The sequence below is a fragment of the Corallococcus exiguus genome (assembly GCF_009909105.1).
Lineage (GTDB): Bacteria > Myxococcota > Myxococcia > Myxococcales > Myxococcaceae > Corallococcus > Corallococcus exiguus.
On the sequence record NZ_JAAAPK010000007.1, the window covers coordinates 347,509 to 373,835 of the forward strand.

A 26,327-nucleotide genomic window follows, 5' to 3' on the forward strand; every position below is an offset into this window, starting at 1 on the left:
GGGGGCGGCTGGGGAGTGAAGCGCGGCCATATTGAGACCCGTTGATTCCCGAGTCAATACGCAGACAAGAATAAGCAGAATTCCAAACCAAGCGCGTTGTTTGTTATCTCAGAGCAGCTTCTGCCCCAGCACGTCGAAGGCCTCGACGACGGTCGCGGCGGCGGGGCTGGCGGCGTACTCCTCGACGAGCAGGGTCCAGATCATCGTGTCACGGAGCGCGCCGTCGGGTGCGACGAGCCGCTGTCTCAACGTGCCTTCGTGAACGAAACCCAGCCTCCGGGCGACCGCCGCGCTGCGGACGTTGCGAGGGTCGCAGTGGATCTCCACCCGGCGCACACCCTCCACTTCGAAGGCGACGCGGGTGAGCGCCCCGGCGATTTCCGTCGCGAGCCCCCGGCCCGTGTGACTGGCTGAAATCCAGTAGCCGATCTCCAGGGCGCCCTCGCCCACCCGTGGGTGCAGGCCCGTGCCGCCGAGAACCTCGGAGCCGTCGCGGCTGAGCACGCCGTAGGCACAGTCCTGCCCCAGGTCGAAGAGCCCGCGCATGCGGCGCAGCTGACCGGCCTGCTGCGCGACGCTCATGGGATAGCGCTTCGCCCACTCCATCCAGGGACGCAGGTGTTCCAGGTTGGCTTCGATGGCTCGCAGCGCCAGCGGCGCATCCGCCGGTGACCAGCAACGGAGCACGGTGCGCGCGGTCTGGACCGTGTATGCGGGACGAAACGCGGTGGAAGTCATGGGCCCTCCGGATGGCTCAATCCCTGACCGTAATCAGAACTCGATGCCCGTGGGACACCGCACCGCGCCATCGTCCCCGGACGTCCAGAACGCAATGGCTGGGATGAAACCGCCATTTGCGCTGTTGGGGACGCGCCCGTGTGCGCCAGAGTGCGCCACCCCGTACGGGCAACATCCAGGAGCCTCCATGTCGTTCCGTTCCAGACCGCCGTTTGGCGCCGCGCGCATGACGCTCGGCGTCTGCGCTTCCGCGCTCATCACCGCGTGCGCCTCCACCTCGCCCGCGGAGAAGTCCCCGCCGGCCCAGGCCGCCGCCACCCCGGCTCCGGCTCCGGCCGCCCCCGCCGCTCCCAAGCCGCACTTCGGGAGCTTCGGTATCGACACTCCGGGCATGGACACGACCGTCGCTCCGGGCGACGACTTCTACCGCTACGTCAACGGCAAGTGGGCGGACACCTCGGAGATTCCCCCGGACCGCTCCTCCTTCGGCATGTTCACGCGCCTGGCCGAGGACGCCACGAAGCAGACGCGCGACCTGCTGGAGGCCGCCGGGAAGTCGGACGCCCCCGCCGGCAGCGAGGAGCGCAAGCTGGGTGACTTCTACGCCAGCTTCATGGACGAGGCCGCCATCGAGGCCAAGGGCGCCACGCCGCTCAAGCCGGAGATGGATCGCATCGCCGCCGTGGCCAACCGCAAGGGCCTGGCCTCGCTGCTGGGCACCACGATGCGCAGCGACGTGGATCCGCTCAACACCGGGAAGGCCACCACGGATCGCCTCCTGGGCCTCTGGGTGGCGGAGGACCTGAACGACCCCAGCCGCTACGCCGCCTACATCCTCCAGGGCGGCCTGGGCCTGCCGGACCGCGACTTCTATCTGAAGGACACGCCGCGCTTCAAAGAGGTGCGGGAGAAGTATCAGCAGCACATCGCGACCCAGCTGAAGAACGCCGGCATCCCCGACGCGGAAGCGAAGGCCCGCGCCATCTTCGGCCTGGAGATGAAGATCGCGAAGATCCACTGGTCCGCGCAGGACACGCAGGACGTGGAGAAGGTGAACAACCCCTGGAAGCAGGCGGACTTCGCGAAGAAGGCGCCCGGCATGGACTGGGCCGCGTACTTCGCGAGCGCCGGCCTCGCGGCCCAGAAGGACTTCATCGTCTGGCAGCCGTCCGCCATCACCGGCATCGCGAAGCTGGTGGGCAGCGAGCCCCTGCAGACGTGGAAGGACTACCTGGCCTTCCATGCCATCCAGCAGGGAACCCCGTACCTGTCGAAGGCCTTCGTGGACGCGGGCTTCGACTTCAGCGGGAAGACGCTCTCCGGCGCGCAGCAGCTGAGCGACCGCTGGAAGCGCGGCGTGAACTTCTCCAACTTCGCCATGGGTGAAGCGGTGGGAAAGCGCTACGTGGCGAAGCACTTCCCGCCCGCCGCCAAGGCAGAGGCGGACCTGATGGTGCGCAACATCCTGGCCGCGCTCGGCCGTCACATCGACGCGCTCGAGTGGATGTCGCCGGAGACCAAGGCCCGCGCCAAGGAGAAGCTGGGCACGGTGCAGGTGGGCATTGGCCACCCGGACACCTGGCGTGACTACTCCGGCCTGGAGATCGTGAAGGGAGATGCCTTCGGCAACGCGGAGCGCGCGGAGCTCTTCGAGCACCAGCGCAACCTGGCCAAGCTGGGCAAGCCCGTGAACCGCATGGAGTGGTTCATGACGCCCCAGGAGGTCAACGCGCTCAACTCGCCGCAGCAGAACTCCATCATCTTCCCGGCCGCCATCCTCCAGCCTCCGTTCTTCGACCCGAACGCGGACCCGGCCGTGAACTACGGCGGCATCGGCTCCGTCATCGGCCACGAAATCGTCCACAGCTTCGACGACGTGGGCGCGCAGTTCGACGCGAAGGGCAAGCTGGCCAACTGGTGGACGCCCAAGGACCTGGAGCAGTTCAAGGCCGCGGGCAAGGCGCTGGCCGCGCAGTACAACGCGTACAAGCCCCTGCCGGACATGAACGTGAACGGCGAGCTGACGCTGGGCGAGAACATCGCCGACGTGGCGGGCGTCTCCATCGCCCATGACGCCTACGTGATGTCCCTGGAGGGCAAGCCCGCGCCCACGCTGGACGGCTTCACGGGCGAGCAGCGCTTCTTCCTGGGCTTCGCGCAGGTGTGGCGCAACAAGTTCCGTGAGCCGCTGCTGCGCCGGCTGCTCGTGACGGATGGCCACTCGCCCGGCATGTTCCGCGCGGCCACCGTGCGCAACCTGGACGCGTGGTACCCCGCGTTCGACGTGAAGCCGGGCCAGGGTCTCTACCTGACGCCGGAGCAGCGCGTGAAGGTCTGGTAGTCCGCTTCCCACCTGCACCGGGCGCACGAAGGCCGTGCGTCCGGTGCACTGGTGCTGGAAGCAGCGCGGGCGCACGGTGAGGGCATGACCACGACCCTTCATTCGCCCCCTGTCGCCTCGCTGCTCACGCACCTCTTCGCGGACGCGCGGAAGACGGACGCCGCCGTGCTCGCGCCCTTCAGCGCCCTTCCCGCGGACGAACGCAGGGCCCGGCTGGACCGCGACCCGCGCGCCTTCTACGCGAGCGTCGCGGAGGCCTACCTGCCCGTGTCCCAGGAACTGGGCCGCCTGCTCTACGCGCTCGCCCGCGCGCGCCGCGCTCGCACGGTGGTGGAGTTCGGCACGTCCTTCGGCATCTCCACGGTGCACCTGGCGGCGGCGCTGCGTGACAACGGCGGCGGCAAGCTCATCACCACGGAGTACGAAGCCTCCAAGGTCCGCCGGGCGACGGAGAACCTCACGAAGGCGGGGCTCGTGGACCTGGTGGAGTTCCGCGTGGGCGACGCGCTGGAGACACTGCGCACGGACGTGCCGGACGGCGTGGACCTGGTGCTCCTCGACGGCGCGAAGCCGCTCTACCTGCCGCTCCTGCGGCTCCTGGAGCCGAAGCTCGGGCCCGGCGCCATCCTGGTCGCGGACAACGTGAAGATGAGCCCGGAGTTCGCGGCGCACCTGTCGCGGCCGGAGCACGGCTACGTCACCATCCCCCTGCCCTGGGAGGACGACGACTGCCTCTTCGCCGTGCGCGCTGCCTGACGGCCCGAGGCTTGGAGGCGGCCCGAGGCTAGGATGGCCCGATGGCGGACCTGGACCTGAACCTGCTCGTGGCGCTCGACGCCCTCCTTCGCGAGGGCAGCGTGGCGCGCGCCGCGGACCGGCTGGGTTTGAGCGCGCCGGCCATGAGCCGCACGCTCACCCGCATCCGGACTGCATTGGGCGACCCGGTGCTGGTGCGCGCGGGGCGCGGCCTGGTTCCCACGCCCCGGGCCCTGGCGCTCCAGGAGAAGGTGCGCGCCGTGGTGCGGGACGCCACCGCGCTGCTCGCGCCCGGCACGCCCACCGCGCCGGAGCAACTGACGCGCACGCTGACGCTGCGGGTGAACGACGGCGTCATCCCGCTCCTCGGAACCACGCTCCACCAAAGGGCCCGCGCCGAGGCTCCCGGCCTGACGCTGCGCTTCGTGGCGGAGGGGCTGGAGGACGTGGAGTCCCTGCGCGACGGCGAGGTGGACCTGGACATCGGCGTGCAGGGCGCGCTGGGGCCGGAGATCCGCGTGCAGCGGCTGGGCGAGGAGTCCTTCATGTGCCTCGTGGGCCGTGCGTCGCCGCTCGCCCGGGGACGGCTGACGCTGGAGCGCTTCGCGCGCGCCGAGCACGTCGGCGTCTCGCGGCGGGGGAAGCTGCGCACGCCGCTGGACGACGTGCTGGAGCAGCATGGCCATTCGCGCCGGGTGACGGCGGTGGTGCCCAACATGCTCGCCGCGGCGGCGCTCGTCGCGGGGACGGACGCCGTCACGACGGTGAACGGCGCCTTCGCGCGCGCGGCGGCCCGGCTGATGCCCGTCAAGGCGCGCCCCGTGCCGCTGCCCCTGCCCCGCGTCACCGTGGCGCAGGCGTGGCATCCGCGCTTCGACCGCGACCCCGCTCATGTCTGGCTGCGGCGCACGGTGAAGGCCCTCTGTGAAGGGCCCATGTTCGGAGCTACCCCGTGACGAGCGCGAGAGAGAAGCCGTCGTAGCCCTTGCTGCCCACCGTCTGCACGGCGGTGGCGCTCACCCGGGCTTCCGCGGCCACGGCCTCGTAGAAGCGGCGCATGCCCTGGATGTTCGCGTCCGTGCTGTCCGCGTCCACGACGCCACCCTTGCGCACGACGTTGTCCGTGAGGATGACGCTGCCCTTGCGCGACAGCTTGAGCGCCCACGCGAAGTACTCCGCCGTGCGCACCTTGTCCGCGTCGATGAAGGTCAGATCGAACGGCGCCTGGCCCTCCTTCTCCAACTGGGCGAGCGTGTCCACCGCGTTGCCCAGCCGCACCTCCACCACGTCGGACAGGCCCGCGCGGGCGATGTTCTCCCGGGCCACCTCCGCGTGCTTGGGCACCGCCTCCAGCGTGATGATGCGGCCTTCTGGAGGCAGCGCCCGCGCCAGCCACAGCGTGCTGTAGCCGCCCAGCGTGCCCACCTCCAGGATGCGCTTCGCCCCGTGCATCCGGGCCAGGAGCATCAGCAACTTGCCCTGGTTCGGCGCCACGTTGATGGCGGGCAGCCCCGCCTTCGCGCTCGCCTCCAGTGCCGCGTCCAGCGCGGCGTCCGGCGCCACCATGTGGTCGGTGATGTAGCGGTCGACCTCGGTCCACTGTTCCTGGCTCATGCGTCCTCCTTGGAAGTGGACCTGTCCTAACGCCCTCGCCCCGCCGAAAAACCATTGGGGACGAAACTTAAAATGGCGCCATGCGACAATGTAGGAGTCAGTAGGCCGCTCCTCATCCCCCCTCGGAGGAACACCATGGAAATCAACCGCAAGTCGCCCGCCTCCATCGCCCCCACCACCAACACGGCCACCTCGCGCGCCCAGGCGCCCAAGGCGAAGCCCCTGACGGTGCGTGACGGCTTCGACTCCCAGGGTGCGCGTCCCTCCAACTTCGTGGACCGCCCGACGGGCCGTCCCTCGACCCCGGGCGCCAGCGTGCCGGCGTCGGCCTTCGCCTTCGGTGGCGGCAACGTCGCGGTGAAGCCGGGCGCGAACAAGATCGCCGACACGAAGCCGGTGGATCCGTCTCAGCCCAAGCCCAAGCTCACGGGCGAGCCGGTCATCGCGGTCATCGACGGTGGCGTGGACTACAAGCACACCGACCTGGACGACGCGATGTGGACGAACCCCGGTGAAATCGACGGGGACGGCATCGACAACGACGGCAACGGCATCGCGGACGACATCCACGGCTTCAATGTGGGCACCGGCAAGGGCGACCCGTTCAAGGGCGAGGGCACGGACCACGGCACGCACGTGGCGGGCATCATCGCCGCCGAGGACAACGGCGAGGGCAACACCGGCATCGCCGCGGGCAAGGCGAAGATTCTCAGCGTGGGCGGCCTGTACGACGGCGCGGACCTGCTCACCAACTTCGAGCGCTCGGTGGACTACCTGGTGAAGATGAAGACCGAGCACGGCGTGAACATCCGCGCCGCGAACGCGAGCTTCGGTGACTCCTACCGCGACGCCGCGTCCCAGAAGCGCTGGGAGGCCGCCATCCAGAAGCTGGCGGACGCGGACATCCTGCTGCTCGCGGCCACGGCCAACGGCAACGGCAGCAACATGAACAACGTGCCGGACATGCCGGCCAACGTGGACCTGCCCAACGTCCTCACCGTGGCGTCCATGGACCGCAACAACGACAAGCTGGCCCGCTTCTCGTCGCACGGCGACAAGGTGGTGGACCTGGCCGCCGTGGGCGAGGACGTGCTCAGCACCGTGCCCGGCAACGACTGGGAGGAGATGAGCGGCACCTCCATGGCCACCCCCACCGTGGCCGCCACCGCCGCGCGCATGTTCGCGGAGAACCCGGACCTGACGGCCGTGCAGGTGCGCGACCTCATCCTCAAGACGGTGGAGCAGGACCCGGACCTCAAGGGCAAGGTCATCACCGGCGGCAAGCTGGACATCCAGGCCGCCATCGACGCCGCCAAGGCCACCCTGGAGCCGAAGCCGGAGACGCAGGCCGTCGCCTCGCGCTGAAAAACCTCTTCGCCGCGCAGCCTCCCTCCGGGCCCCCTCGCCATGTCCATGGCGGGTGTGGGCCCGGAAGCCGTTCCAGGACCCGGCGCTTCGCGGCTACGGTGCATCCACCTTCCTCTTTCGTGAGTCACCCATGCGCGCGCCGTCCGTGATGCGTCTTCTCGTGCTGTCCGTGCCCCTGTTCTCCGCGCCCGCGTGGGCCATCGAGCACTGCTCGTTCCAGGGCAAGCCCATCAACCTGGACAACGGCAACACCACCAAGAACCTCACCGGCACCGTGCGCTGCGTGGACGAGGACACGAAGAAGGAGACGCACACCGTCGCGTTCAAGAACGGCAAGAAGGACGGCTGGGAGGTCCGCCGCTGGTCCGACGGCCGCGCCGTGGAGCAGGAGTACAAGGCCGACAAGCGCCAGGGCGGCTTCAAGCGCTACGAGGACGGCCGGCTGGTGGAGACCGCGCAGTACGCGGACGACAACCAGCGAGGCGAGGAGGTGCGCTACCACCCCAACGGCAAGGTGTCCCGGCGCATGGACCGGCAGCCGGAGGACGCGAAGAGCACCTACGAGGACTATGACGAGACCGGGCGGCTCACCAAGGCGGGCTGCGGCCTCCAGTCCTCATGGGAGGCGGGCCTGAAGGACTGCGTCTGGAAGGGGCCCTCCCCGCTCGTGTTCTTCCATCCGAACGGACAGAAGCGCTCCGTCATCCAGATGAAGAATGGACGACGCGAAGGCGTGACGGAGATCTTCGACAAGGACGGGCAGCGCACCGCGACCAACGCGTACTCCTCGGGCGTGCTCGACGGCGTGAGTACGCGGTACGCCGACGGGAAGGCCCTCACCTCCACGACCTGGGCCAAGGGCGAGCGGGAGGGCGACGAGACGGAGTTCTTCAAGGACGGCGGCAAGAAGCAGGTTGTCACCTGGAAGAGCCGCCAGCAGGTGAAGCGCGTGGAGTACTTCCAGAACGGCGAGCGCAAGCATGAGCTCGTCGTGACCGGAGACCGCGCGGTGGAGTCCTACTTCGAGGACGACGGCTCGCTGCGCGAGCGGCGGAATCTGGTCAAGGGTGAATGGCACAATGGCTTCGACCCCGACGGCGTGACGGAGAGCTTCCTCCCGGACGGCGGCACGGAGCGCCGCGAGCACTATGTGAAGGGCAAGGCGGAAGGCCGCCGCCAGGTGTGGGCGGAGAACGGCACCCTCATCGAGGACTCGCAGTGGACGAAGGACCGCGTCACCGAGCGCAAGCGCTGGAACCCCGACGGCGGGCTCGTGGAGGACGAGGCCTTCTACGAGGACGGCTCGCGCAAGAAGAAGTAGCAGGCGCGCGAGGGAGCGCCATCTTGACGGTGGATGGCGGCAAGATTACTGCCGTCATCCATCATGACGCAGAAGACGGAGCAGAAGCAGAAGTCGCATGACGCCATCCTCGCGTCCGCCGCCACGCTGCTGCTGGAGCGAGGCATCCAGGCCAGCTCCATCATGGACGTGATGAAGGGGGCGGGGCTCACCGTGGGCGGCTTCTACGGTCACTTCGACTCGAAAGAGCACCTCTTCACGGAGACCCTCCGGGCGACCGCTCGCACGACGTGGAACGCGCTCCTGCGCAAGGCGAAGGAGGACGCGCCGGAAGCGCCCGCGCTCAAGGTGTTGGTGCGCTACCTGTCGCGCAAGCACCGCGACGGCGTCACGCCCACCTGCCCGCTGCCCAGCATCACCTCGGAGGTGTCGCGCGCGGGGGAGCCCTACCGGGGCGCGCTGGAGGCGGAGCTGCAGGAGTTCGTCCAGTCGTACGCGGAGCTGCTGCCCGCCGGGGCGCGGCGCCGGGAGAAGGCGCTGACCGCCATCGCGCTCATGTACGGCGCGCTGTCACTGGCGCGCGCCGTGCGCGGCACGAAGCTGGGGGACGAGTTCCTGGACGCGGCCAGGAAGCTGGGCGCGGAGCTGCTGACGAAAGAGGGGGCCTGAAGCTTTTCAGCTCCAGCCCCCTCCTCGACCTACCCGACTCGACTCACATCAGTCGCGCTGGATGGCGCCCTTCGGGACCAGGATGACGACCTCCTTGCAGTCCGAATAGATGATGGAGTTCATGTCCTGGTAGTTGTGGGTCGTCTTGCCGCCGTTGCGCACGATGCCCATGTCGTTGCCCTTGGAGCCGCCGCTGTAGTCCCAGCCGTGGCGCGACTGGAAGATGATGGCGCCGTCCGGCACCTTCCCGTCCGCGACGAGCTTGCGGTACTGGTCCGCGGTCACGACGTTCGCGGTGGCGTTGCCGTACGGGCTCTTGATGGCCTTCTGCTGGGCACCCGGGAACGGGATGGACTCCCAGCCGTTGCGCAGCATCTGCGCCATGCCGCCGCGGGGGTTGTTCGGGTCGTTGCCCGTCGCCGCCGGCGTGTTCGGGATGCCCAGCCGGGTCATGTTGTCCAGCGTGGTGCGCACGCAGTAGCCCGTCTGGCCGTTGTTCAGGCGGGACGTGGCCAGCTTCTTCAGCGTGGCGTTGTTGGTGTCGATGCGGACGCCGTTGCCCAGCACCGCGCCGTTGTTGTTCGTCCCCTGGGTGTTGTTCGTGCCCTGGGTGTTGTTCGTGCCCTGGGTGTTGTTCGTGCCCTGGGTGTTGTTCGTGGTGCCGGGGCGGTTGCCCTGCAGCGCCTTGAGCGTGTCGGGGCCGACCTGGCCCGCGTTGCTGCCCGCCTTCACGCCGTTCGCCCGCTGGAAGTCCTCCACGGCCTTCTTGGTGACGGGGCCAAACTTGCCGTCCGCCGGGACGCCCAGCATCTCCTGGAGCTGCTTCACCGCCGGGCCCTGCATGCCCTCGCGCAGGTTGTTGCCACGCACCTTCACCTGGTCCATCGAGGGCGCGGGGGTCCACGTCTTCGCCCCCGGCCGCTGTGGGGTGTTCGCGGGCTCGAAGGTGTCGGCGGTCTGCGACGGACGCGTGGGGGTGTTGGCGTTCGTGTTGGTGGCGCCGGGCGTCGCGGCACCGCCGAAGTGCGGCGCCAGCGCCTGCGCGCGCGCCCACACGTCGTTGGAGTAGTCATTGCCCGTGGTGCCCACGTCCATGCCCGCCAGGGTGCGGACGTTGCCCGGGCCGGAGTTGTACGCGGCCACCGCGCCACGAAGCTGCTGCGCCTCGGACCAGTCCGGGTGCGCCTTCTTCATGTCGTTGACGTAGCCCTTGAGGATGCCCGCCGCCTGATCGATGTGCTCCGCGCTGGTGGGGCCACCCTTGGTCGTGTGGTAGCGGTGATCCACCTGCATCACGCCAAAGCCGTTGCCGCCATCGCCGTGGCCCGTGCGATCCAACGCCGCGCCCGCGCGCGACTCACGGCTCGCGATGGCCGCCAGCAGCGCGGGGGGCAGGCCGTGCTTCGCCGCCGCCGCCTCGATGTTGCCCTTGTACTGCTTCAGGCGCGCCAGGTCCGTCTGCGCCATCTTCGTCGACGCGGCCACGCCCGGCTGCAGCCCGTCCTGCCGCGCCGTGCGCGCGGAGGCGCCCGTGGGCTGGTACTGGGACAGGATGGCGTTGGGGTTCGAGCTGTTGCGAACCGGGCTCGTCGTCACAGCCTGGGAACGATTCGAGAAGACAGAGTTCGTGCGCTGGGACGTCGTCGCGGAGAGGCTCATTCGGGGATTCCTCGGTGGAGGCTGTGATTCCTGCCCCGATTATCCAGACCCCTCCCTGTGAGTTGCGTGAGATCCGGAAATAAAGATCTCACAGTTTAACCAGTGCGTAATTTTCCGCTCAAACTTGTCTGGGCTGTGAGGCCTGTCACGAACGGGCAACGATGACACCCCGGGTCCGTCTTGCTTCACAGCCGTTGACCCCAGGTGATTGGTGTAAAACTTCAATCACACACCACAAATGCGAACGGGGCCTGTTCCCCTGAAGGAACAGACCCCGTGCGGCGCTACAGGCCTGTGACGCGGTGGGTTAGATGCCCGGGATGCCGGGGATGTCGTCCGGGATGAGGTCGTCGAAGAAGTCCTTCACCTTGCCGGCCACGTCCCCGGCCAGGTCGCCGATCTCTCCGCCCAGGTCCGCGAGCACTCCGAGCGCGTCCTTGGCGGCGTCGATGCCGTCCTTCGCCAGGTCGCCCAGGTGGCCGATGGCGGCCTCCGCCAGCTGACCGCCCGCGCCAGCCAGGTCCTTGAGCGCATCCACGCCCGCGTCGCCCAGGTCCGCCACGGCGACGAGCAGCTCCTTGCCGCCCTCCGTGAGGTTGTCCTTCCAGGCCTTGGCGACGTTCTTGAAGGACTCCACGCCGTCCTTGAGCAGGTCCTTGGCGAAGTCCTTGGCCCACGACACGCGGTTGTCGACGAAGTCCTTGATGGCCCCCGCAGCCTTGGTGGCCAGCTCGCCGCCCTTGCGCGCCATGCTCGACAGCGTGCTGCCCACCCACTCGCCGGCCTTGGAGAGGGCCTCGCCGGGGTTCTCCGCGATGTACTTGAGCGTCTCCACGGCCTTCTCGCCCGCGTTGGCCAGGCCCTTCACCAGGCCCTCCGCCAGTTCGGCGCCCGCGGCGCCCAGGTCCTTCACGGACTCCCAGGCCTTCTTGGCCAGCTCGCCGCCCTTGGCCAGGGCGTCGCCAATGGCCTCCTTGGCCTTGGCCGCGGCCTCGCCCGGGTTCTGCGCCGTCCAGGCCAGCAGCTCCAGGCCCTTCTCGCCCAGTTCCTTGGCCTTGTTCACCGTGTTGGAGACGAGCGTCGTCGCCCCGTCGATGAGCTCCTTGGCCTTCTCCTTCGCGGCGCCGGTGAGCTTGTCGTAGCCGGCCTTCAGGTCATTCAGCGTGGAGACGGCCTGCTTGTAGAGCGCCTTGCCGGCGTCCGTGGCCAGGTCCAGGCCGGAGTCCACCACGCTCTTGATGCCGTCGAGCGCCTTCTTCGCGGCCTCGCCCGGGTTCTGGGCGATGTACTTGAGCGTCTCCAGGCCCTTCTCACCCAGCTTCTTCGCGCCGTCGATGACGCCGTCGAGGACCTCCTTGGCCTCCTTCGCCAGCTCGCCGCCCTTCTCGATGGCGGTGTTGAAGGCCTCGGTGGCCGCCTTCGCCGCGGCCTCGCCGTACTTGGACGGGTTGCGCACCACGTCCGCCAGCTTGTGGATGACCTTCGCGGCACCCTTGAGGCCCTCGCCGGCCAGCTCCGCCTGGGACACGCCCACGAACTCGGCGGCCTTCACGGCGCCCTTGGCGCCCTTCTCCACGCCCCACTGGATGAGCTGCGCGGTGCCTTCCGCCCCGTAGTACCCGGCCATGTGCGCCAGGCCCGCGGGGCCCTGCGCGGCGGCGCCCGCCAGGTTCACGGCCTTCATCCAGTCCGGGGCCTTGTAGCCCTCGGGGTCGGCCTCGTACTTGGCCTTCTCCTGGGTGAAGCCAATGTCCATCGCCAGCTCGGCGGCGCCCAGCAGCACGCTGGCGCCCACGTCCACGGCCACGCCCACGCCGGTGAGGTCCAGCGCGATGCCCAGGGCGCCGTCCGCGACGTTCAGCGCCGCGGCGGTGTGCGCGAAGTAGCCCAGGTCGTTGTTCTTGCCGTGCAGCTCCAGGGATTCCTTCTCGTACTTCACCGCGTCGATGGCGTTGGGCAGCGCGCCCGCCACCGGGACGACCTTCGCCAGGTTCTTGAAGACCTTGCCGGCCACGTCGGCGGTGATCTCCACGCCGATCTTGCCCAGCACCTTCTCCATCACCTTGAGGCCCTGGCCCACGAGCTTGCTGCCCGCCTTGTCCAGCAGCGGGCCCAGGCCCTTCACGGTGGTGTTGAGGGCGTCCGCGCCCAGGCCGTCCGTGAGCTTGAGCAGCGCCTTCACGGCGCCGGAGTCCATGTCCGTCACCAGCTTGGACACGATCTTCGCCGCGTCGCCGTCCAGCTTGCCCGCGAGCCTGGCGAACTGCTCCGTGGTCTTCGGATCCGACAGGACCTCGTTGAGGACCTTGTGCTCCATGCCGCCCAGGGCGCTCACCAGCTTCTTGCCGGCCTCCGCGTCCACCTTGCCCAGCTGGCCCACCAGGTTGTCCAGGGCCTTGGGGTCGGTGATGCCCTTGAGCGCGGCCTCCATCGACTCCGGACCGCCCAGCTTGGTGGCGGCGGACTCCAGCTTCTTCAGCTGATCCGGCGTGAGCTTGGACGCGAGCTGCGGATCCAGGCCCTTCACCTTCACGTTGGCCAGCTGCGAGCCCTGCTGGGCCACGTCCGTCGCGTTCTTCACGCCCGCGTTCTTGAGGACGTCCGCGAAGGCCTTGAGGTCCTTCTTGAGGTCGGGCACCTCCGCCAAGAGCTGCGCGGCGGCCAGCGCCTTGTCCTGCGTGGACGCGTTGGGGTCCGCCAGGGTGATGGCGGCGCCCGCGGCGCGCAGCGACCCGTCCAGCTTGCGCAGGTCATTGGCGAGCGCGGGGAACTTGTCCCCGGCGAAGTCCTTGAGCGCCTTGCCCAGCTCCAGCGTGGCGGTGGCCTTGTCGGTGGCGGAGGCGTTGGGGTCCGTCCACTTGCCAATGGCGCCCACCAGCTTCTCCGCCGCGGGCAGGCCCTTGAGCGCGGTGTCCAGCACGCCCTTCAGGTCCTCCGGCGCGAAGATGTCGCCAGCGGCCTTCGCCAGGGTGAGGGCCGCCTGCGCCTTGTCCGTCTTGGTCGCCTTGGGGTCCGTCAGCTTGCCCAGCGAGGTGAGCGCGTCCGAGTTGGTGGCCAGCTTCGCCAGCTTGTCGTCCTTGATGCCCATGCGCTCCAGGGCGTTGGGGACCGTCTCCGGGAACTGCGAGGCCAGCTCGCCCAGGGCGGTGGCCTTCTCGGAGAAGGAGCCGGTGCCCAGCTTGTTGAGCGAGTCGTAGGCCTTCTTCAGGTCCTCCTTGCTCTTGTCCTTCAGCTCCGGGAAGAGCTTGGGCAAATCCTCCGGCTTGTCCGGCAGCGCCTCCGCGTGGGGCGGCTGCGTCTCCCCCGCCGGAGCGGCGCCGTTGACGTCGGCCCGCACCGGGACCGCGCCGTTGGCATTGCCCGGCACCGGGCCGGTGAGGGGACGCGCATGGCCGCCACTGGTGCCCAGCGGCGTGGCGAACGGGTTGGTCGTCTCGCCCGTCAGCCGGTTCACCCCGCCGCGGTTGTTCTGCGCGCCGCCCGAGGAGAACCCGTCATTGAAGAGCTTCACCGTGGGCTGCTTCGTCTGCGGCTGCATCTGCTGCTGCGTCTGCTGCTTCGCGGCCTGCTCGGCGGCGGCCTTCGCGGCGGCGTCAGCGGCGGCCTTCGCGGCGGCGGCGGCGCGGGCAGCGGCCTCGGCGGCGGCGCGCGCGGCGGCTTCGGCGGCGGCACGGGCAGCGGCGGCGGCGGAACCATCAATGGGGGTGGTCATGGGCGGAGCTCCTACGTTTTCGAGAATCGAGAAAAGTCCCCAGGATTCTCTACATTTCGCGGCGAATGTTGCCTGACTCTCCGCAATCGCGTGAATCCCGGAGCGATGCAGGCGATACGCCAGTGTCGCTCGACGGGTTACATGGATCGCGCGGGCCCCGCATGACGCAGGGAGGCATAGCGGACGCTATGTAATTTCCCCGAGGAGCCCCCGCTCCTGTCCGGCCGCGTCATGCCCTCCAGGGCGATTCAGGCCGGAGCGTCGGAGCGGAGCATCCACTGGCCCAGGCCCACGCACCCGGCGGAGGTGAACAGGGTCAGCACCCACACGACGCCGAAGGGGGCGTCCATGGACATGAGCAGCGGCAACGGCGTCCACCCCACGACGAAGGACGCCGGGGTGACCCACAGCGCCCTGAGGCCGCGCGTGAGCGCCTGGATGAGCCCCAGGGCGAGCCCGGTGAGGGCGAAGCCGACGAACATCGCCAGGGCGTAGGCCTTGTTGAACATCAGCATGTAGACGCCCAGGAACGGGAAGACATGCACGAACCCGGGGAGCCAGACGAGGAAGGCGGTCAGCATCCAGCGGCGCGACGGCGGGGACTTGGACATGGGCCCCAATCCAGCCCATGTCCGGGGTTCCTGGCCATTCCCCGCCAGCGGACACTGTCCGCCCGGGCCGGCTAGCGCACCATGACGCGCTGGGTGCCCAGTCCGTCGATGATGGCGATGACGTCGTTGGGCGCACGCTCGAAGAGGCCCGGGGTGTAGTTGCGGGAGGTGCCCGTCCAGATGGGGCTGGGAGCGGACCAGGTCTCGAAGTTGGTCGTGGTCAGCACGAAGCCTACGTGGCAGCTGCGTTGATCCACCGGGGCGCTGGAGAGGTCGGGCGGACCGGCCTTGTCCTCGTCCGAGCAGAACGCGACGCCCACGGGGCCGTTGCCCACGCGGATGGAATAGGGGACGTAGGCGTTGTAGCGGCGGCCGGAGCCCGGGTCGATGCGCGACGCATACACGGTGCGGCGCAGCGAGTCGTCCCAGGTGCGGCCGCCGTCCCAGGACTGCACGGCATTGATGACGTTGGCGCGGGCGCCGCCCGTGGGGAAGCCCTCCACGCCCTCCACGACGGCCATGATGCGGTCTCCGGCGAGCTGCACCACCGTGGGCATGCCCTCGCGGCTGAGCGCGCCGGCCCGCTTGTCGCGCGACACGGTCACGGTGCCATACGCGTTCCAGGCGCCGGTGGTGCCCTGCCGTCCCTGCATGGCGATCCACTGGTGGCCGGGGAAGCCGCCCTGCGCGGCGAGCAGCTCGGAATCGTAATAGACCTGCAGGTCGCCGTTGCCGCGCTGGAAGAGGAAGGGCGCGCCCACGAAGCGCGTCGTCGGCCCCACGACGGTGCTGTCGTAGACCCAGCTGTCACCGTCGTTGTCGCTGCGGGTGATGGTGACGCGCCACTGGCCGCCGGAGTACTCGCGGAAGGCACAGAAGAGGGTGCGCGTGCCGGGGATGGCGCGCATCGTGACGTCGCCGAACTCCACGTTCGGGTTGTTGGCGACGGAGCCATGCAGCGCCCAGCTCGCGCCCCCGTTGGTGCTCGTCCACACGTCGATGCCGTGGCCCCAGCTGGCGCCGCCGATGAGCACGCCATCCGCGCGGCGGGTGATGCCCCGGATGGGCCCACCCCCACCCGGCATCAGCACCCGCCAACCGCCGGCCGGGAGCTCTGCCTCCACCCGGGCCACGGGCAGGAAGTCCTCGACGGCCTCCTCCGGCGCGCAGGCACCGAGCGAAGCCGTCAGCAACATCCACATCATCAGACCGCGGGGAGAAGCGTTCATGCCCGCGAGCCTGCACTCTCTGGATTCCAGGCATCAAGAGCCAGAGCAGTAAAGCCCACTATCGCGTCTACAGCTTGACCTGGCAGGCCTTGAGGTTCGTGTTGCTGACGCCGTTGCAGGCGTAGCTGTCCCGGCAGTCGGACTCGGCGTCACAGACGGGCGAGCACATCAGTGTGTCGAAGAACTGGCGCGTGCACAGCGTGCCGGACGGACAGCCTCCGCCCTCCCCTTCCGCGGTGCAGTCCTGCGCGCAGAAGGTGCCGGGGAAGTCCCTCCGGCAGGAGAGGCCGGAATCACAGCCGTCCTCACCGCAGCGCTCCCCCACGCTGCCTTTGCTGTCTCCACAGGCCAGGAGGGGGAGCACCGCCAGCAGGGGGAACAGCACTCGGGTCAGTCGCATGCGAAGTCCTTCCAATCACATGCGGGGCCGGCCCCCCGCGCGGCCCAGCTTGCGCGCCTTCAGTGCGACGCGTCCAGTGACGCGTCTGCCTTTCCGTCAGGTCGCGAGCAGTGCGGTTCAGAGCGGCTGGGTGCGCTTGAGCAGCCAGTCGCGCGCCGCACCTTCGACGTGGGGCTCAAGCCGTTCGCGCACGGTGGAGTGATAGGCATTGAGCCAATCCACCTCCTCGCGGGACAGCAGGGCCGGGTCCACCAGCCGCGTGTCGATGGGGCAGAGGCTCAGCGTCTCGAAGCGCAGGAAGTCACCGAACTCCGTCTTGCGGTCCGGCACGGCGGCGATGAGGTTCTCGATGCGGATGCCCCAGCGACCCGGACGGTAGAGGCCGGGCTCGTTGGAGGTGATCATCCCCGGCTCCATCGCCGTGGTGAGGTCATTGGGCAGCGTCGGAGAGAAGCCGTGCGGCCCCTCGTGGACATTGAGGAAGAAGCCTACGCCATGGCCCGTGCCGTGGCCGTAGTCCAGCCCCTCCGCCCACAGCGGCGCGCGCGCCAGCGCGTCCAGGTTCGGGGAGCGGGTCCCCCGAGGGAAGCGGGCGCGGGACAGGTTGATGTTTCCGCGCAGCACCAGCGTGAAGTCGCGCCGCTGCTCGGGCGTGGGCTCGCCCACGGGGACCACGCGGGTGATGTCCGTGGTGCCGGACAGGTACTGGCCGCCGGAGTCGATGAGCAGCAGGCCCTGCGGCTTCTGCCCCGGCAGGCACACCGTCGCGTGCGAGGCCTCCGTGGCCCGGTAGTGCGGCATGGCGGCGTTCGCGTTGTACGCGGCGATGGTGGAGAAGCTGAGCGAGACGAAGCCCGGGCGCCGCGCCCGTTCCGCGGAGAGACGCTCATCCACGGTCAGCTCGGTGATGGGCTCGCGGCCCAGGGCGGACTCGAACCAGGCGAAGAACGCGCACAGCGCCGCGCCGTCCTGCTCCATCGCGTCGCGGAAGTGCGAGAGCTCCGCGTCCGTCTTGCGCGACTTGGCCACGGTGGACGGGTTGAGCCCCTCCACCACGGTCACGCCCTTGGGCACCGCCTGCCGCAGGCCGTGGGTGATGCGCCGGGGATCCACCAGGAGCCGCGTCCCGTCCGCCAACGCCCCCAGCGCGCGGGCCGCTTCGCCATACGGGTGGAGGGTGATGCCATCCGCCTCCAGCGCCGAGCGCAGCGCGTCCGGCACCTTCCCCTCCCCGATGAAGAGCCGGGCCCCACCGAGCTCCACCAGCAGGTGCGCGAGGAACAGCGGGAGGTGATCCACGTCCGCGCCGCGCAGGTTCAGCAGCCACGCGACGTCATCCAGCGTGGAGATGAAGTGATGCGTCGCGCCCAGCACGCCCATCTCCGCGCGCACGGCCCGCAGCTTGTCGGTCCGCGGCACGGGTGACAGCGCGTGCGCGAACACGGGCGCGGCGGGAAGGGGCGGCCGGTCCGTCCACGCCTCCGCCACCACGTCCAGGTCCGTGCGCAGCACCAACCCCGCCGCGGACAACTGCGAGGCCGCCGAGCGCGCCACACCCAGGCCCAGCACCGCCCCATCCACCGCCACCGTCTGCCCCGGCGGCACGTTCGCGGCCAGCCAGTCCAGGTGTGACTGCCCGGGCGCGTTCGTCGTCCGCACCGTCGCGATACCGCTGCCCTTCAGCTGGGCGTCCGACTGATCCCAATAGCGGCTGTCCACCCAGAGGCCGGCGTAGTCCGCCGTCACCACCAGCGTGGCCAGCGAGCCGGTGAAGCCAGACGCCCACTCCCGCCCCTTCCAGCGGGCCGGCACGTAGGTGGACAGGTGCGGGTCGCTCGTCGGGACCCAGACCGCCGCCACACCACGCTCCCGCATCACCTGCCGCACCCGCGCGATTCGCTCGCGCGCCGCGGCCCCCTGCGTCTGCTCAAGGCCCATGGCATCCTCCGTCGTTTCGCCGTGCGTCCTCATGCCGGAAACAGCGCGCCTTTTCGAGGCCCCTCACGGGCAGGGGCCCACCCGCCGGGTCAAGACCGCCGGGAATACGGCTGTTGCTCGGAAGACGCGATGCAGCATCCCGTTACGCCGCGGATGGACGATGTGTTGTCCATTGACGGGAAAGCGCCGCGTGGGCCTGGGCCCATGGAACGAGGGTGCTTACCAAGCCGGTGGCCGCGGTGAGGAGCACGCGGCCGGGCTTCACCCGTCTCCTGAAGCAGGCCTGGATTCCCACCGTGCGACGCGTACTCGCCATCCTTCCCTATGTTCCGCTGCCTTCGGATACGGGCGGCACCCTGCGCACGCTCGAACTGGTGCGCGCCCTTGCCTCGCGCTTCTCGTTGGACGTGTTCGCGGTGCACCGGGCGGGCAACGACGCAGAGGGCTTCAAGCGCTGGCTGGGAGAGCTGGGCATTCCGGCATCGAGGCTGCATCTGGTGGATCTGCCGCGCGTGGCCCCCGAGGAGACGTTGAACAGCACGAGGGCCTTCCTGCGGGGCACGCCGCTCACCTACGTCCGCTTCGCGCGCCAGGGCGTGCAGGACGCCTTGCGCCGGGTGCTGGCGGAGCGAGGCCCCTTCGACATCATCCACTTCGACCACCTGCACATGGCGCAGCTGTTGCCGGTGGCGCGGCAGCTCAATCCGTCCGCGCACCTGGTCATCGACGAGCACAACGTGGAGAGCCAGTTGCTCGCGCGGATGGCGCCGCTGAGCCCGCCGCCGATGCGTCCATTCCTGAAATGGCAGTTCAAGCGGGTGGAGCGGCTGGAGCGCGAGTGCGTGAGGCAGGCGGACACCGTGCTGGCGTGTTCGTCCGTGGACGCGGAGCAGCTGCGCGCCATGGGAGCGAAGCGGGTGCAGGTGGTGCCCAACGGCGTGAAGCTGCCGGACTTCGAGCCCCGCGAGAGCAAGGGCGACGACCTGGTCTTCGTGGGCTCCATGGACTGGTGGCCCAATGAAGACGCGGTGCTGCTGCTGGCGCGCGAGGTGTGGCCGCTGGTGTCGTCGGACCTGTCGACCAGCAAGCTGATGGTGGTGGGCCGCAGTCCGCCCGCGTCCGTGCGAGCCCTGGAGAACGAGCGGCTGGTGGTGACGGGCTCGGTGCCGTCGGTGGCGCCGTACCTGGCGCGCGCGTTGGCGACGGCCATTCCGCTGCGAGCGGGCAGTGGAACGCGCCTGAAGGTACTGGAGGCCGCGGCGGCGGGCGTGCCCGTGGTGGCCACGCGCCTGGCGGTAGAGGGGTTGCCGGTGGTGGAGGGGCAGCATGTCCTCCTGGCGGAGTCCCCCGAGGAGTTCGCCATCGCGCTGCGCCGGCTGCGCAAGGATCCGGACCTCTGCAGCCGGCTCGCGCAGAACGCCCGCCGCATGGCGGAGTCCTTCGCATGGGACGGCATCGGGGCCGGGCTGGGCGAGCTCTACTTGAACGCGGTGTCCGTGAGCGGCGAAGGGGAGAAGCGCTCCGGAGCGGAAGCCAACTGAGTCTCCGGCCTGGTGCGGTGGGCCGCCACCGCACGTCCAGGCCCGCGGACATGGGTTCCGCGAGGGGCTCTCCCGCCGGGAGAGCACGGCACAAACCTGTCCGACAGTCGGACACGTTCTCGGAGGCCTCGGCTGGCGGGGGCCTCCGCCCACCCGAACCGTGGAAACCTGTCCGACTGTCCTACAGCTTTTGGGCGGCCGAAGCCGACGGGGGCCTCCGCCCACCCGAGCCGTGAAAAGCCGGTCCGACTGTCGGACAGGCTTGGCCCGTCTCGGACAGGAGAGGTGCCGCGGCGATTTCCGGGAAATGAGGCGGTGATGCCTCGGTTGCCCTACCCGGCCGCGACCTGCTCTTCGCGTGGGTCCATCAGGGCGGGCAGGTAGAGGGATTCGATGTAGCGATTCGCCATCCGCTCCGGTGCGTGGTGGGCCACGACGTACTCACGCGCCGCCTGCGCCATCCGCGTGCGCCAGCCCGGCGCCGTGAGCAATCCCGCGAGCGCCGAGGCCAGCGTGCCCGCGTCGCCCGGAGGCACCACGAGCCCGCGCCCCGTGCCCAGCACGTGGGGCAACTCCCCGACTCCGGAAGCCACCAGCGGCCTTCCCAGCGCCATCGCCTCCAGCGCGACCAGCGGCATGCCTTCGCGCAGGGACGGCATCACGACCGCGTCCGCCGCCGCGTACACGCTGCGAACCTCCGAGCGGAATCCCAGGAAGCGCACCGGCAGCCCTTCAGCCTGCGCTTCCAACGACTCGCGCAGCGGGCCATCACCCACCAGCAGCAGCGTGGGCACCGTGGCGCCAGGCGTCCGGGCCAGCCGGTGCATCGCGTCCAGCAGCACCTGGGGCCCCTTCTCCACCGACAGGCGTCCGACCAGCGCGATGACGGAACCCTCCGGCGCGAGCCCCAGTGCCTCACGGGCCAGGAGCCGCTCCTCCTCCGTGCATTCATCCGCGAGCGGCAGCGCGTTGGGGATGTAGACCACCGGCGAGCGGTGCACGTACCGGCGCAGGCGCGCGGTCAGCTCGCGCGACACCGCCGCCACCGCGCGTGTGCAGTTGCCCAGCACGCGCGCGAAGCCCTCATAGGCGATCAGCGCGGGCGTGGCGCCGGTGTCCCCATGATACGTGGCCACCAGCGGCACTCCGGCGAGCGCGCTCGCGGCGGCTCCCAGCGTGAGCGACTTGTAGTCATGCGCGTGCAGCAGCCCCACGCCGCGCCTGCGCACCTCCGATGCGAGCGTCGCCACGGCCATCGCACTGAAGCGGCCGGGCACCTCCAGCGTCAGCGCGTCCAGCCCCTGCTCCCGAGCCGCGCCCGACAGCACGTCCACCCGCCCGGGCGAAACGAGGCTGCACACCTGCGCGCGCCACGGCGACGGCGTGGACGAGGCCAGCGACAGCAGCGCCCGCTCCGCGCCATACAGGCCGCAGGTGCTGCGCACATGGAGGATGGTGGAGTGCGGCACGCGTGGTCCTCCGTGCCCGCTCACGCCTGGGCGCGAGCCGCGGCACCCCGATAGAGCTTCGCGTACGTATCCACCATCGTGGACAGCGAGTAGCGCTGCGCCTCGCGCTTCGCGGCCTCTCCCAGTCGGGAGCGCAGCTCCGCATCGTGGGCCAGACGCTTCACCGCGCCGCCGAGCGCATCCACGTCTTCGGATTTCACCAGGAGCGCCGTCTGACCATCGCTGTGCACCTCGCGGATGGCCGGAATGGCGTGCGACACCGTGGGCAGCCCCACCGCCATCGCCTCCAGCAGCGACAGCGAGCGGCCCTCACGGCGGGACGGCTGCACGTAGACGTCGAACGCGGGCAGGAGCTTGCTCGCCTCCAGCAGCGCGCCCGTGAAGTGCACCCGTCCTGACAGCGGAGACGCGGCGGCACGAGCGCGCAGCGAGGCCTCCATCGGGCCGGGGCCAATCATCACCAGGTGCGTGTCCTTCGCGTCCGCGAAGTGGCGCAGGAAGGCGTCCACCAGCAAGTCCGGGCCCTTCTCCTCGGAGAGGCGGCCCAGGTAGCCCACCACCGTGGCGTCCTGGGGAAGGCCCAGGCGCTCACGCGCGGCACGGCGGGCCTCCTCGCCCGTGGCCACCTCCAGCGGCACGCCGTTCTCGATGGTGACCACGTTGGAGAGCAGCTTCGGGCTCCAGCGCTCCAGGCTGGCGCGCACCTCGCTGCCGCATGCGACCAGGGACTGGGTGAACATGGCGGCGGCCATGGCCGCGGGGCGCAGCTTGCCCTGCGGCTCCACCGTCTGATGGAAGGTGCCCATCACGGGCGTGCGCGGACGCAGCGTCCGGGTGGCGACGGCGTTGAGCCAGGGCCCCACGTCGTGGCCATGGACCACGTCAGCGCCAAAGGCATCCACCTCCTGGGCCAGCCGGCGGATGGCCGCGGGCGTCATTCCGGCGAGGCCTCCCAACCAGACCGTGGGGACGTTGGCGCGCTGGAGCAGCTCGCGTACCGGACCGTCCGGCCCCAGGGCCAGCACCACGGAGTCGATGCCCCGCTCGCGGCCATGCTGGGACAGCCGGACCACCAGCTGTTCGAGTCCGCCCATCTCCAGGCCATACATCACGTGAGCCACGCGCGTCGGGCGCGCCGTCGGGTGCATTTCGTTCTTCATGGACGCGGCCAAGCTAGGCACGCGCCCCAGCCCCACAACCCCCCGAGCCCAGCCCGCGCCCCGGCGGATGTCCAGCAGTGGAAGATCCTTCGCGGAGCGTGAAGGCGCGGTGCCGCCCAGAGGAGGAACGGTCCGTTTGCCCGGGGCTTCCGTCCTACGCGAGACTCGTGTGCATCCAATGCCTACAGGCCCCCGAGGGGCCCCGCCGGAGCCCTTCTTGGGAATCCCCGATCGCGACTTCCAACTGCTCACGACCTGCGGCGACGAGTCCGAGGCCGCGCTCGTGCGGGCGCTGCTCGAAGCGAACGGCATCCCGTGCCTCGTCCAGGGCGAGCAGCACCGCTCCATGCTGGGCGTGGCCGGGGCCTTCATCGAGCTGCGGGTGCTGATCCCCTCCGGGGAGCTGGAGCGCGCCCGTGAATTGCTCCGGAGCGTGCCGCAGGAGGAGCCCGGCGGGACCGGTCCCACCGCGACGCCGGACCCCGATTCCGAGGAGGCGCACTGCGCGGTGCACGGCCAGCGCGCCACGCGGACCTGTGAGCGGTGCGGCACCTTCCTGTGCGCGAGCTGCGATGGCGCCACCACCGGCGTGTGTGAGGACTGCGCGGACCGCAAGGGTACGGGCGCCCAGGTCCAGCGCGGCCGGAAGCGCAAGGTCGTCGCATGGCTGATCCTCCTCTTCCTCTTCGGCCCGCCCTTCCTCCTCGTGCTGGCGAGCACCCTCAACGCCCTGCTGAACTGAACCCAGAAGGTGTCTGGCATTGGGCTCTCGTGCTCGCCTCTCCGCGCTGACCATGGCCCTGGCCACCGCGTGCGCCTCCGCGCCGCCCCTGCCTCGCGGGCCCGAGGCAGGCGTTACACCGATGCGGACGAGCGCTCCCGCGAACGGCCTGCCCTATCGCCTCTTCGTCTCCGAAAAGGCCACCCCGGAACACCCGCACCGGCTGGTGGTGTGGCTGCACCCGACGGGTACGGATGGCCTGGCGCTGGTGGAGCCCCTGGCCAACGCCTTCGCCACTCAGGGATACGCGCTGCTGACGTTCCCCCGTGAGCACGTGCAGGGCTGGAGCGGCGCGGACGCGAACCGGGTGATGCTCGGCACGCTGCCGGAGGTGGCTCGCGTCCCCGGCGTGGATGCGGAACGGCCCGTGCTGCTGGGATTCAGCGCGGGCGCGCAGATGGCGCTCGAGCTGTGGGCCGCGCGCCCTGACGCCTTTCGCGCGTTGGTGCTGATTGCGGGCGCCCCCCGCTTGTCTCGCGGCGATGAATACAATCCGCCCCGGAGCTCCGCGCACGCGAGGGTGCCCCTCCTGTCATTCATCGGAGAGCGGGATGGCAGCGCGCCCCTCTGGCGGACGGCGCTCGAATCCTGGCGTGCCGCCGGGCTGAGGTTGGATTCGCGCGAGGTCCCCGGACAGGGCCACACGTGGTTGCTGGTACGACCCCATGAACAAATGGAGCTGTTTCAATTCCTGGCGGAATTGTCTCGGGGACCCCGACCTTTTGCCGTCAGCCACGCGAGAAATGTCAACCATCCATGGAATACATGGATTTCATGTTGACACCATGCGAAGCCACCGTCGGTTTTCTCATACCAGGAGTCCGACGTGCTTCGACATGCATCACGCTGGGTCACGACATTCGTGCTGGGTTTCACATGGATTCAGGCGGGCTGTGCTCCCGCGGAACCGCCCACCCAGGAGACACCGGAGGCCGCGTCCGCCGCGCAGCCGCTGCTGGCCGGTGAGCGGTCGCTCCTGGGTACCACCGCGCTTCCGGCCGTGACGGCCGCGGACGACAGCGGCGCGGTGGAGCTGGGTGTTCGCTTCCGCAGCGACGCTCCGGGACGGATCATGGGCGTGCGCTTCTACAAGGGCGCGGGCAACACGGGCACGCACACCGGCAGCCTGTGGACGGCGTCCGGCTCACTGATGGCCACCGCCACCTTCCAGAACGAGACGGCCTCCGGCTGGCAGGAGGTGCGCTTCGCCTCGCCGGTCACCATCGCCGCCGACACGAACTACGTTGTCTCGTATCACGCGCCCGCGGGGCACTACGCCGTGACGAGCAACGGCTTCGCGTCCGCGCTGGATGCGCCACCCCTGCACGCCGAGGCGTCCAACAACGGCCTCTATCGCTACGGCACCAGCGGCTTCCCCACCAGCTCGTTCAACGCGAGCAACTACTGGGTGGACGTGGCCTTCCAGGCCAATGACACCACGGCGCCGCGCGCGCCCACCAACGTCACCGCGCTGCCCAGCTCGTCCACCGCCATCGACCTGACCTGGTACGCGTCCGTGGACGGCAGTGGTGAGGTGCAGGGCAACGCCCGCTGGCACCTGGTGTACCGGAACAACGAGCTCATCGCGGAGCTGCCCGGCACCACCGTGCGCTACCGCGACACCGGTCTGACGCCCTCCACCGGGTACAACTACGCCGTGCGCGGCCGTGACGCCGCCGGCAACCTCAGCGCGTCCTCCACGGTCATCAACGCCACCACGCTCCCGAACATGGCCTGCAACCCCTGCAGCCTGTGGAACAGCGTGACGGGCGACCCGCAGTTCGAGAACGCCGACGCCACCCCCACGGAGGTCGGCGTGAAGTTCCGCACCGACGTGGCGGGCACGGTGACGAAGGTCCGCTACTACAAGGGCAGCACCGACACCGGCCCGCACGTGGGCCACCTGTGGAGCGCCAGCGGCACCCTGCTGGCCACCACGGAGACGACGCCCGCGGAGACGGGCTTCGGCTGGCGCGAGCTGGCCTTCTCCACGCCCGTGAGCCTGGCCGCGAACACGACCTACGTCGTGTCGTACTTCGCCACTGGCGGGCGCTACGCCATCACCCCGTACTACTTCAGCACCGCGGGCGTGGACATGCCCCCGCTGCACGCGCCCTCTACCGTGGAAGCCAGCGGCAACGGCGTTCGCAACCTCAACGGCAGCGCGTTCCCCACGGAGGCGTGGCTCAACACCAACTTCTGGGTGGACGTGACGTTCGTCCCCTCGGAGCCCAGCGGTCCCGCGACGGTGGACCTGGCCGTGACGCAGTCGTTCTCTGACGGCACGGGCGCCAACGGTGACGTGCTCTTCTACGACATCACCGTGACGAACAATGGCCCGGCGACCGCCACCAACGTCGTGCTCGACGTCCCGATCCCCGCGGGCTTGAACTACTTCTTCTACTCGGCGAACGCTCCGCCGGTGAACGGCGGGCACTGCGGGTTCTTCAGTGACCTGCAGTGTGGCGCCCCCATCCTGGCGCCGGGCGCGAGCTTCACCGTCCACGTGGAGGCCATCCCATTCAGCGCCGGGACGTTCACCAGCCAGGCCACCATCTCCTCTTCGGAGACGGACTTCGTGCCGGGCAACAACACGCACGCGCTGGCCATCCCCGTGGGCCCGTCCACGAACCTCGTCACCTTCGACTCCTTCCCCGGCGCGGATGAGACCTTCAACGGCCCGCACGGCCCCATCCACTTCGGTCTCAACCGCTGGTACATCGCGTCGCCGTGGGGCGGGTTCGACACGAAGAGCATCTCCTTCAACGGAGGTGGTCTCACCCAGGCCAACCTGTCCATCTTCGGCCAGCGCCGCGTCCTGGGCCTGGATGCCTTCACGTGGGACACGGGCGCCACGCTCACCCTGAGCTGCATCGACCTGCCCAGCCTCACCTTCCCGCTGACGGCGGGCCAGGTGACGCACGTGGTGCCCACCTGGACGCAGCCCTGCACGGTCTTCACGCTGACGACGTCCAACGGCTGGGACACGAACTTCGACAACCTGGAGCTGTCGCCCCGGCCCTGAGCACGTGACGCATGGG

The 26,327-nt window shown here is 69.7% G+C and carries 20 protein-coding genes; 10 read left to right on the top strand and 10 right to left on the bottom strand.

Annotated features, from left to right (window positions below; genetic code table 11):
- Positions 1-108: 108 nt before the first annotated feature.
- A complete protein-coding gene (locus GTZ93_RS25840) occupies positions 109-738 on the bottom strand; it encodes a GNAT family N-acetyltransferase (RefSeq protein ID WP_139918531.1) in 630 nt (209 codons plus the stop codon).
- A gap of 187 nt (positions 739-925) precedes the next feature.
- Here GTZ93_RS25840 and GTZ93_RS25845 point away from each other — a divergent pair, with 187 nt between their 5' ends.
- The 3 genes from GTZ93_RS25845 (at position 926) to GTZ93_RS25855 (ending at position 4,791) form a co-directional block, all read left to right on the top strand.
- On the top strand, positions 926-3,079 hold the full coding sequence (locus GTZ93_RS25845) for a M13 family metallopeptidase (RefSeq protein WP_186820063.1): 2,154 nt from the start codon (positions 926-928) through the stop codon (positions 3,077-3,079).
- A gap of 84 nt (positions 3,080-3,163) precedes the next feature.
- Positions 3,164-3,835 (top strand): O-methyltransferase, encoded by a 672-nt coding sequence (locus GTZ93_RS25850; RefSeq protein WP_139920787.1) that lies wholly within the window; start codon positions 3,164-3,166, stop codon positions 3,833-3,835.
- Between the two features lie 41 nt (positions 3,836-3,876).
- On the top strand, positions 3,877-4,791 hold the full coding sequence (locus tag GTZ93_RS25855) for a LysR family transcriptional regulator (protein ID WP_120595660.1): 915 nt from the start codon (positions 3,877-3,879) through the stop codon (positions 4,789-4,791).
- On the opposite strand, the gene GTZ93_RS25860 is transcribed toward GTZ93_RS25855, so the two are convergent.
- Complete coding sequence (locus tag GTZ93_RS25860; protein WP_139920785.1) at positions 4,781-5,449, bottom strand: O-methyltransferase; 669 nt, start codon at positions 5,447-5,449, stop codon at positions 4,781-4,783. The genes GTZ93_RS25855 and GTZ93_RS25860 overlap by 11 nt on opposite strands.
- Positions 5,450-5,584: 135 nt before the next feature.
- Between GTZ93_RS25860 and GTZ93_RS25865 the strand changes: the two genes are divergently transcribed.
- The 3 genes from GTZ93_RS25865 to GTZ93_RS25875 all read left to right on the top strand — a co-directional run bounded on the left by GTZ93_RS25865 (position 5,585) and on the right by GTZ93_RS25875 (position 8,786).
- The gene (locus tag GTZ93_RS25865; RefSeq protein WP_120575958.1) at positions 5,585-6,814 is read left to right on the top strand and encodes a S8 family serine peptidase; all 1,230 of its coding nucleotides are present in this window, start codon (positions 5,585-5,587) and stop codon (positions 6,812-6,814) included.
- Positions 6,815-6,947: 133 nt separating this feature from the next.
- Positions 6,948-8,138, top strand: a complete 1,191-nt coding sequence (locus GTZ93_RS25870) for a toxin-antitoxin system YwqK family antitoxin (protein ID WP_139920783.1) — start codon at positions 6,948-6,950, stop codon at positions 8,136-8,138.
- A gap of 63 nt (positions 8,139-8,201) precedes the next feature.
- Complete coding sequence (locus GTZ93_RS25875) at positions 8,202-8,786, top strand: TetR/AcrR family transcriptional regulator (protein WP_120575960.1); 585 nt, start codon at positions 8,202-8,204, stop codon at positions 8,784-8,786.
- Positions 8,787-8,834: 48 nt separating this feature from the next.
- Here GTZ93_RS25875 and GTZ93_RS25880 read toward each other — a convergent pair whose 3' ends face one another.
- From GTZ93_RS25880 to GTZ93_RS25910, 6 genes are all read right to left on the bottom strand, one after another.
- A complete protein-coding gene (locus GTZ93_RS25880; protein WP_139920781.1) occupies positions 8,835-10,445 on the bottom strand; it encodes a peptidoglycan-binding protein in 1,611 nt (536 codons plus the stop codon).
- Positions 10,446-10,752: 307 nt separating this feature from the next.
- The gene (locus GTZ93_RS25885; protein WP_167548383.1) at positions 10,753-14,157 is read right to left on the bottom strand and encodes a Dauer Up-regulated; all 3,405 of its coding nucleotides are present in this window, start codon (positions 14,155-14,157) and stop codon (positions 10,753-10,755) included.
- Positions 14,158-14,405: 248 nt separating this feature from the next.
- Positions 14,406-14,768, bottom strand: coding sequence for a hypothetical protein (locus GTZ93_RS25895; RefSeq protein WP_139920777.1), 363 nt, complete (start codon positions 14,766-14,768; stop codon positions 14,406-14,408).
- A gap of 71 nt (positions 14,769-14,839) precedes the next feature.
- Positions 14,840-15,997: a sialidase family protein gene (locus GTZ93_RS25900; protein WP_261778854.1), complete on the bottom strand. Its 1,158-nt coding sequence runs from the start codon at positions 15,995-15,997 to the stop codon at positions 14,840-14,842.
- A gap of 67 nt (positions 15,998-16,064) precedes the next feature.
- Positions 16,065-16,397, bottom strand: coding sequence for a hypothetical protein (locus tag GTZ93_RS25905; RefSeq protein ID WP_139923288.1), 333 nt, complete (start codon positions 16,395-16,397; stop codon positions 16,065-16,067).
- A gap of 117 nt (positions 16,398-16,514) precedes the next feature.
- Positions 16,515-18,335 (bottom strand): aminopeptidase P family protein, encoded by a 1,821-nt coding sequence (locus GTZ93_RS25910; protein WP_139923286.1) that lies wholly within the window; start codon positions 18,333-18,335, stop codon positions 16,515-16,517.
- A gap of 296 nt (positions 18,336-18,631) precedes the next feature.
- Between GTZ93_RS25910 and GTZ93_RS25915 the strand changes: the two genes are divergently transcribed.
- Positions 18,632-19,876 (top strand): glycosyltransferase family 4 protein, encoded by a 1,245-nt coding sequence (locus tag GTZ93_RS25915; RefSeq protein ID WP_161663053.1) that lies wholly within the window; start codon positions 18,632-18,634, stop codon positions 19,874-19,876.
- Positions 19,877-20,208: 332 nt separating this feature from the next.
- On the opposite strand, the gene GTZ93_RS25920 is transcribed toward GTZ93_RS25915, so the two are convergent.
- Complete coding sequence (locus GTZ93_RS25920) at positions 20,209-21,345, bottom strand: glycosyltransferase family 4 protein (protein ID WP_161663054.1); 1,137 nt, start codon at positions 21,343-21,345, stop codon at positions 20,209-20,211.
- 20 nt (positions 21,346-21,365) lie between these two features.
- Complete coding sequence (locus GTZ93_RS25925) at positions 21,366-22,505, bottom strand: glycosyltransferase family 4 protein (RefSeq protein ID WP_139923281.1); 1,140 nt, start codon at positions 22,503-22,505, stop codon at positions 21,366-21,368.
- Between the two features lie 217 nt (positions 22,506-22,722).
- On the opposite strand from GTZ93_RS25925, the gene GTZ93_RS25930 reads away from it, so the two are divergent.
- The 3 genes from GTZ93_RS25930 to GTZ93_RS25940 all read left to right on the top strand — a co-directional run bounded on the left by GTZ93_RS25930 (position 22,723) and on the right by GTZ93_RS25940 (position 26,311).
- A complete protein-coding gene (locus tag GTZ93_RS25930; protein ID WP_161663055.1) occupies positions 22,723-23,247 on the top strand; it encodes a putative signal transducing protein in 525 nt (174 codons plus the stop codon).
- Positions 23,248-23,266: 19 nt separating this feature from the next.
- Positions 23,267-24,067: a hypothetical protein gene (locus GTZ93_RS25935; protein ID WP_139921233.1), complete on the top strand. Its 801-nt coding sequence runs from the start codon at positions 23,267-23,269 to the stop codon at positions 24,065-24,067.
- Between the two features lie 81 nt (positions 24,068-24,148).
- A complete protein-coding gene (locus tag GTZ93_RS25940) occupies positions 24,149-26,311 on the top strand; it encodes a DUF4082 domain-containing protein (protein WP_257979401.1) in 2,163 nt (720 codons plus the stop codon).
- Positions 26,312-26,327: the final 16 nt, after the last annotated feature.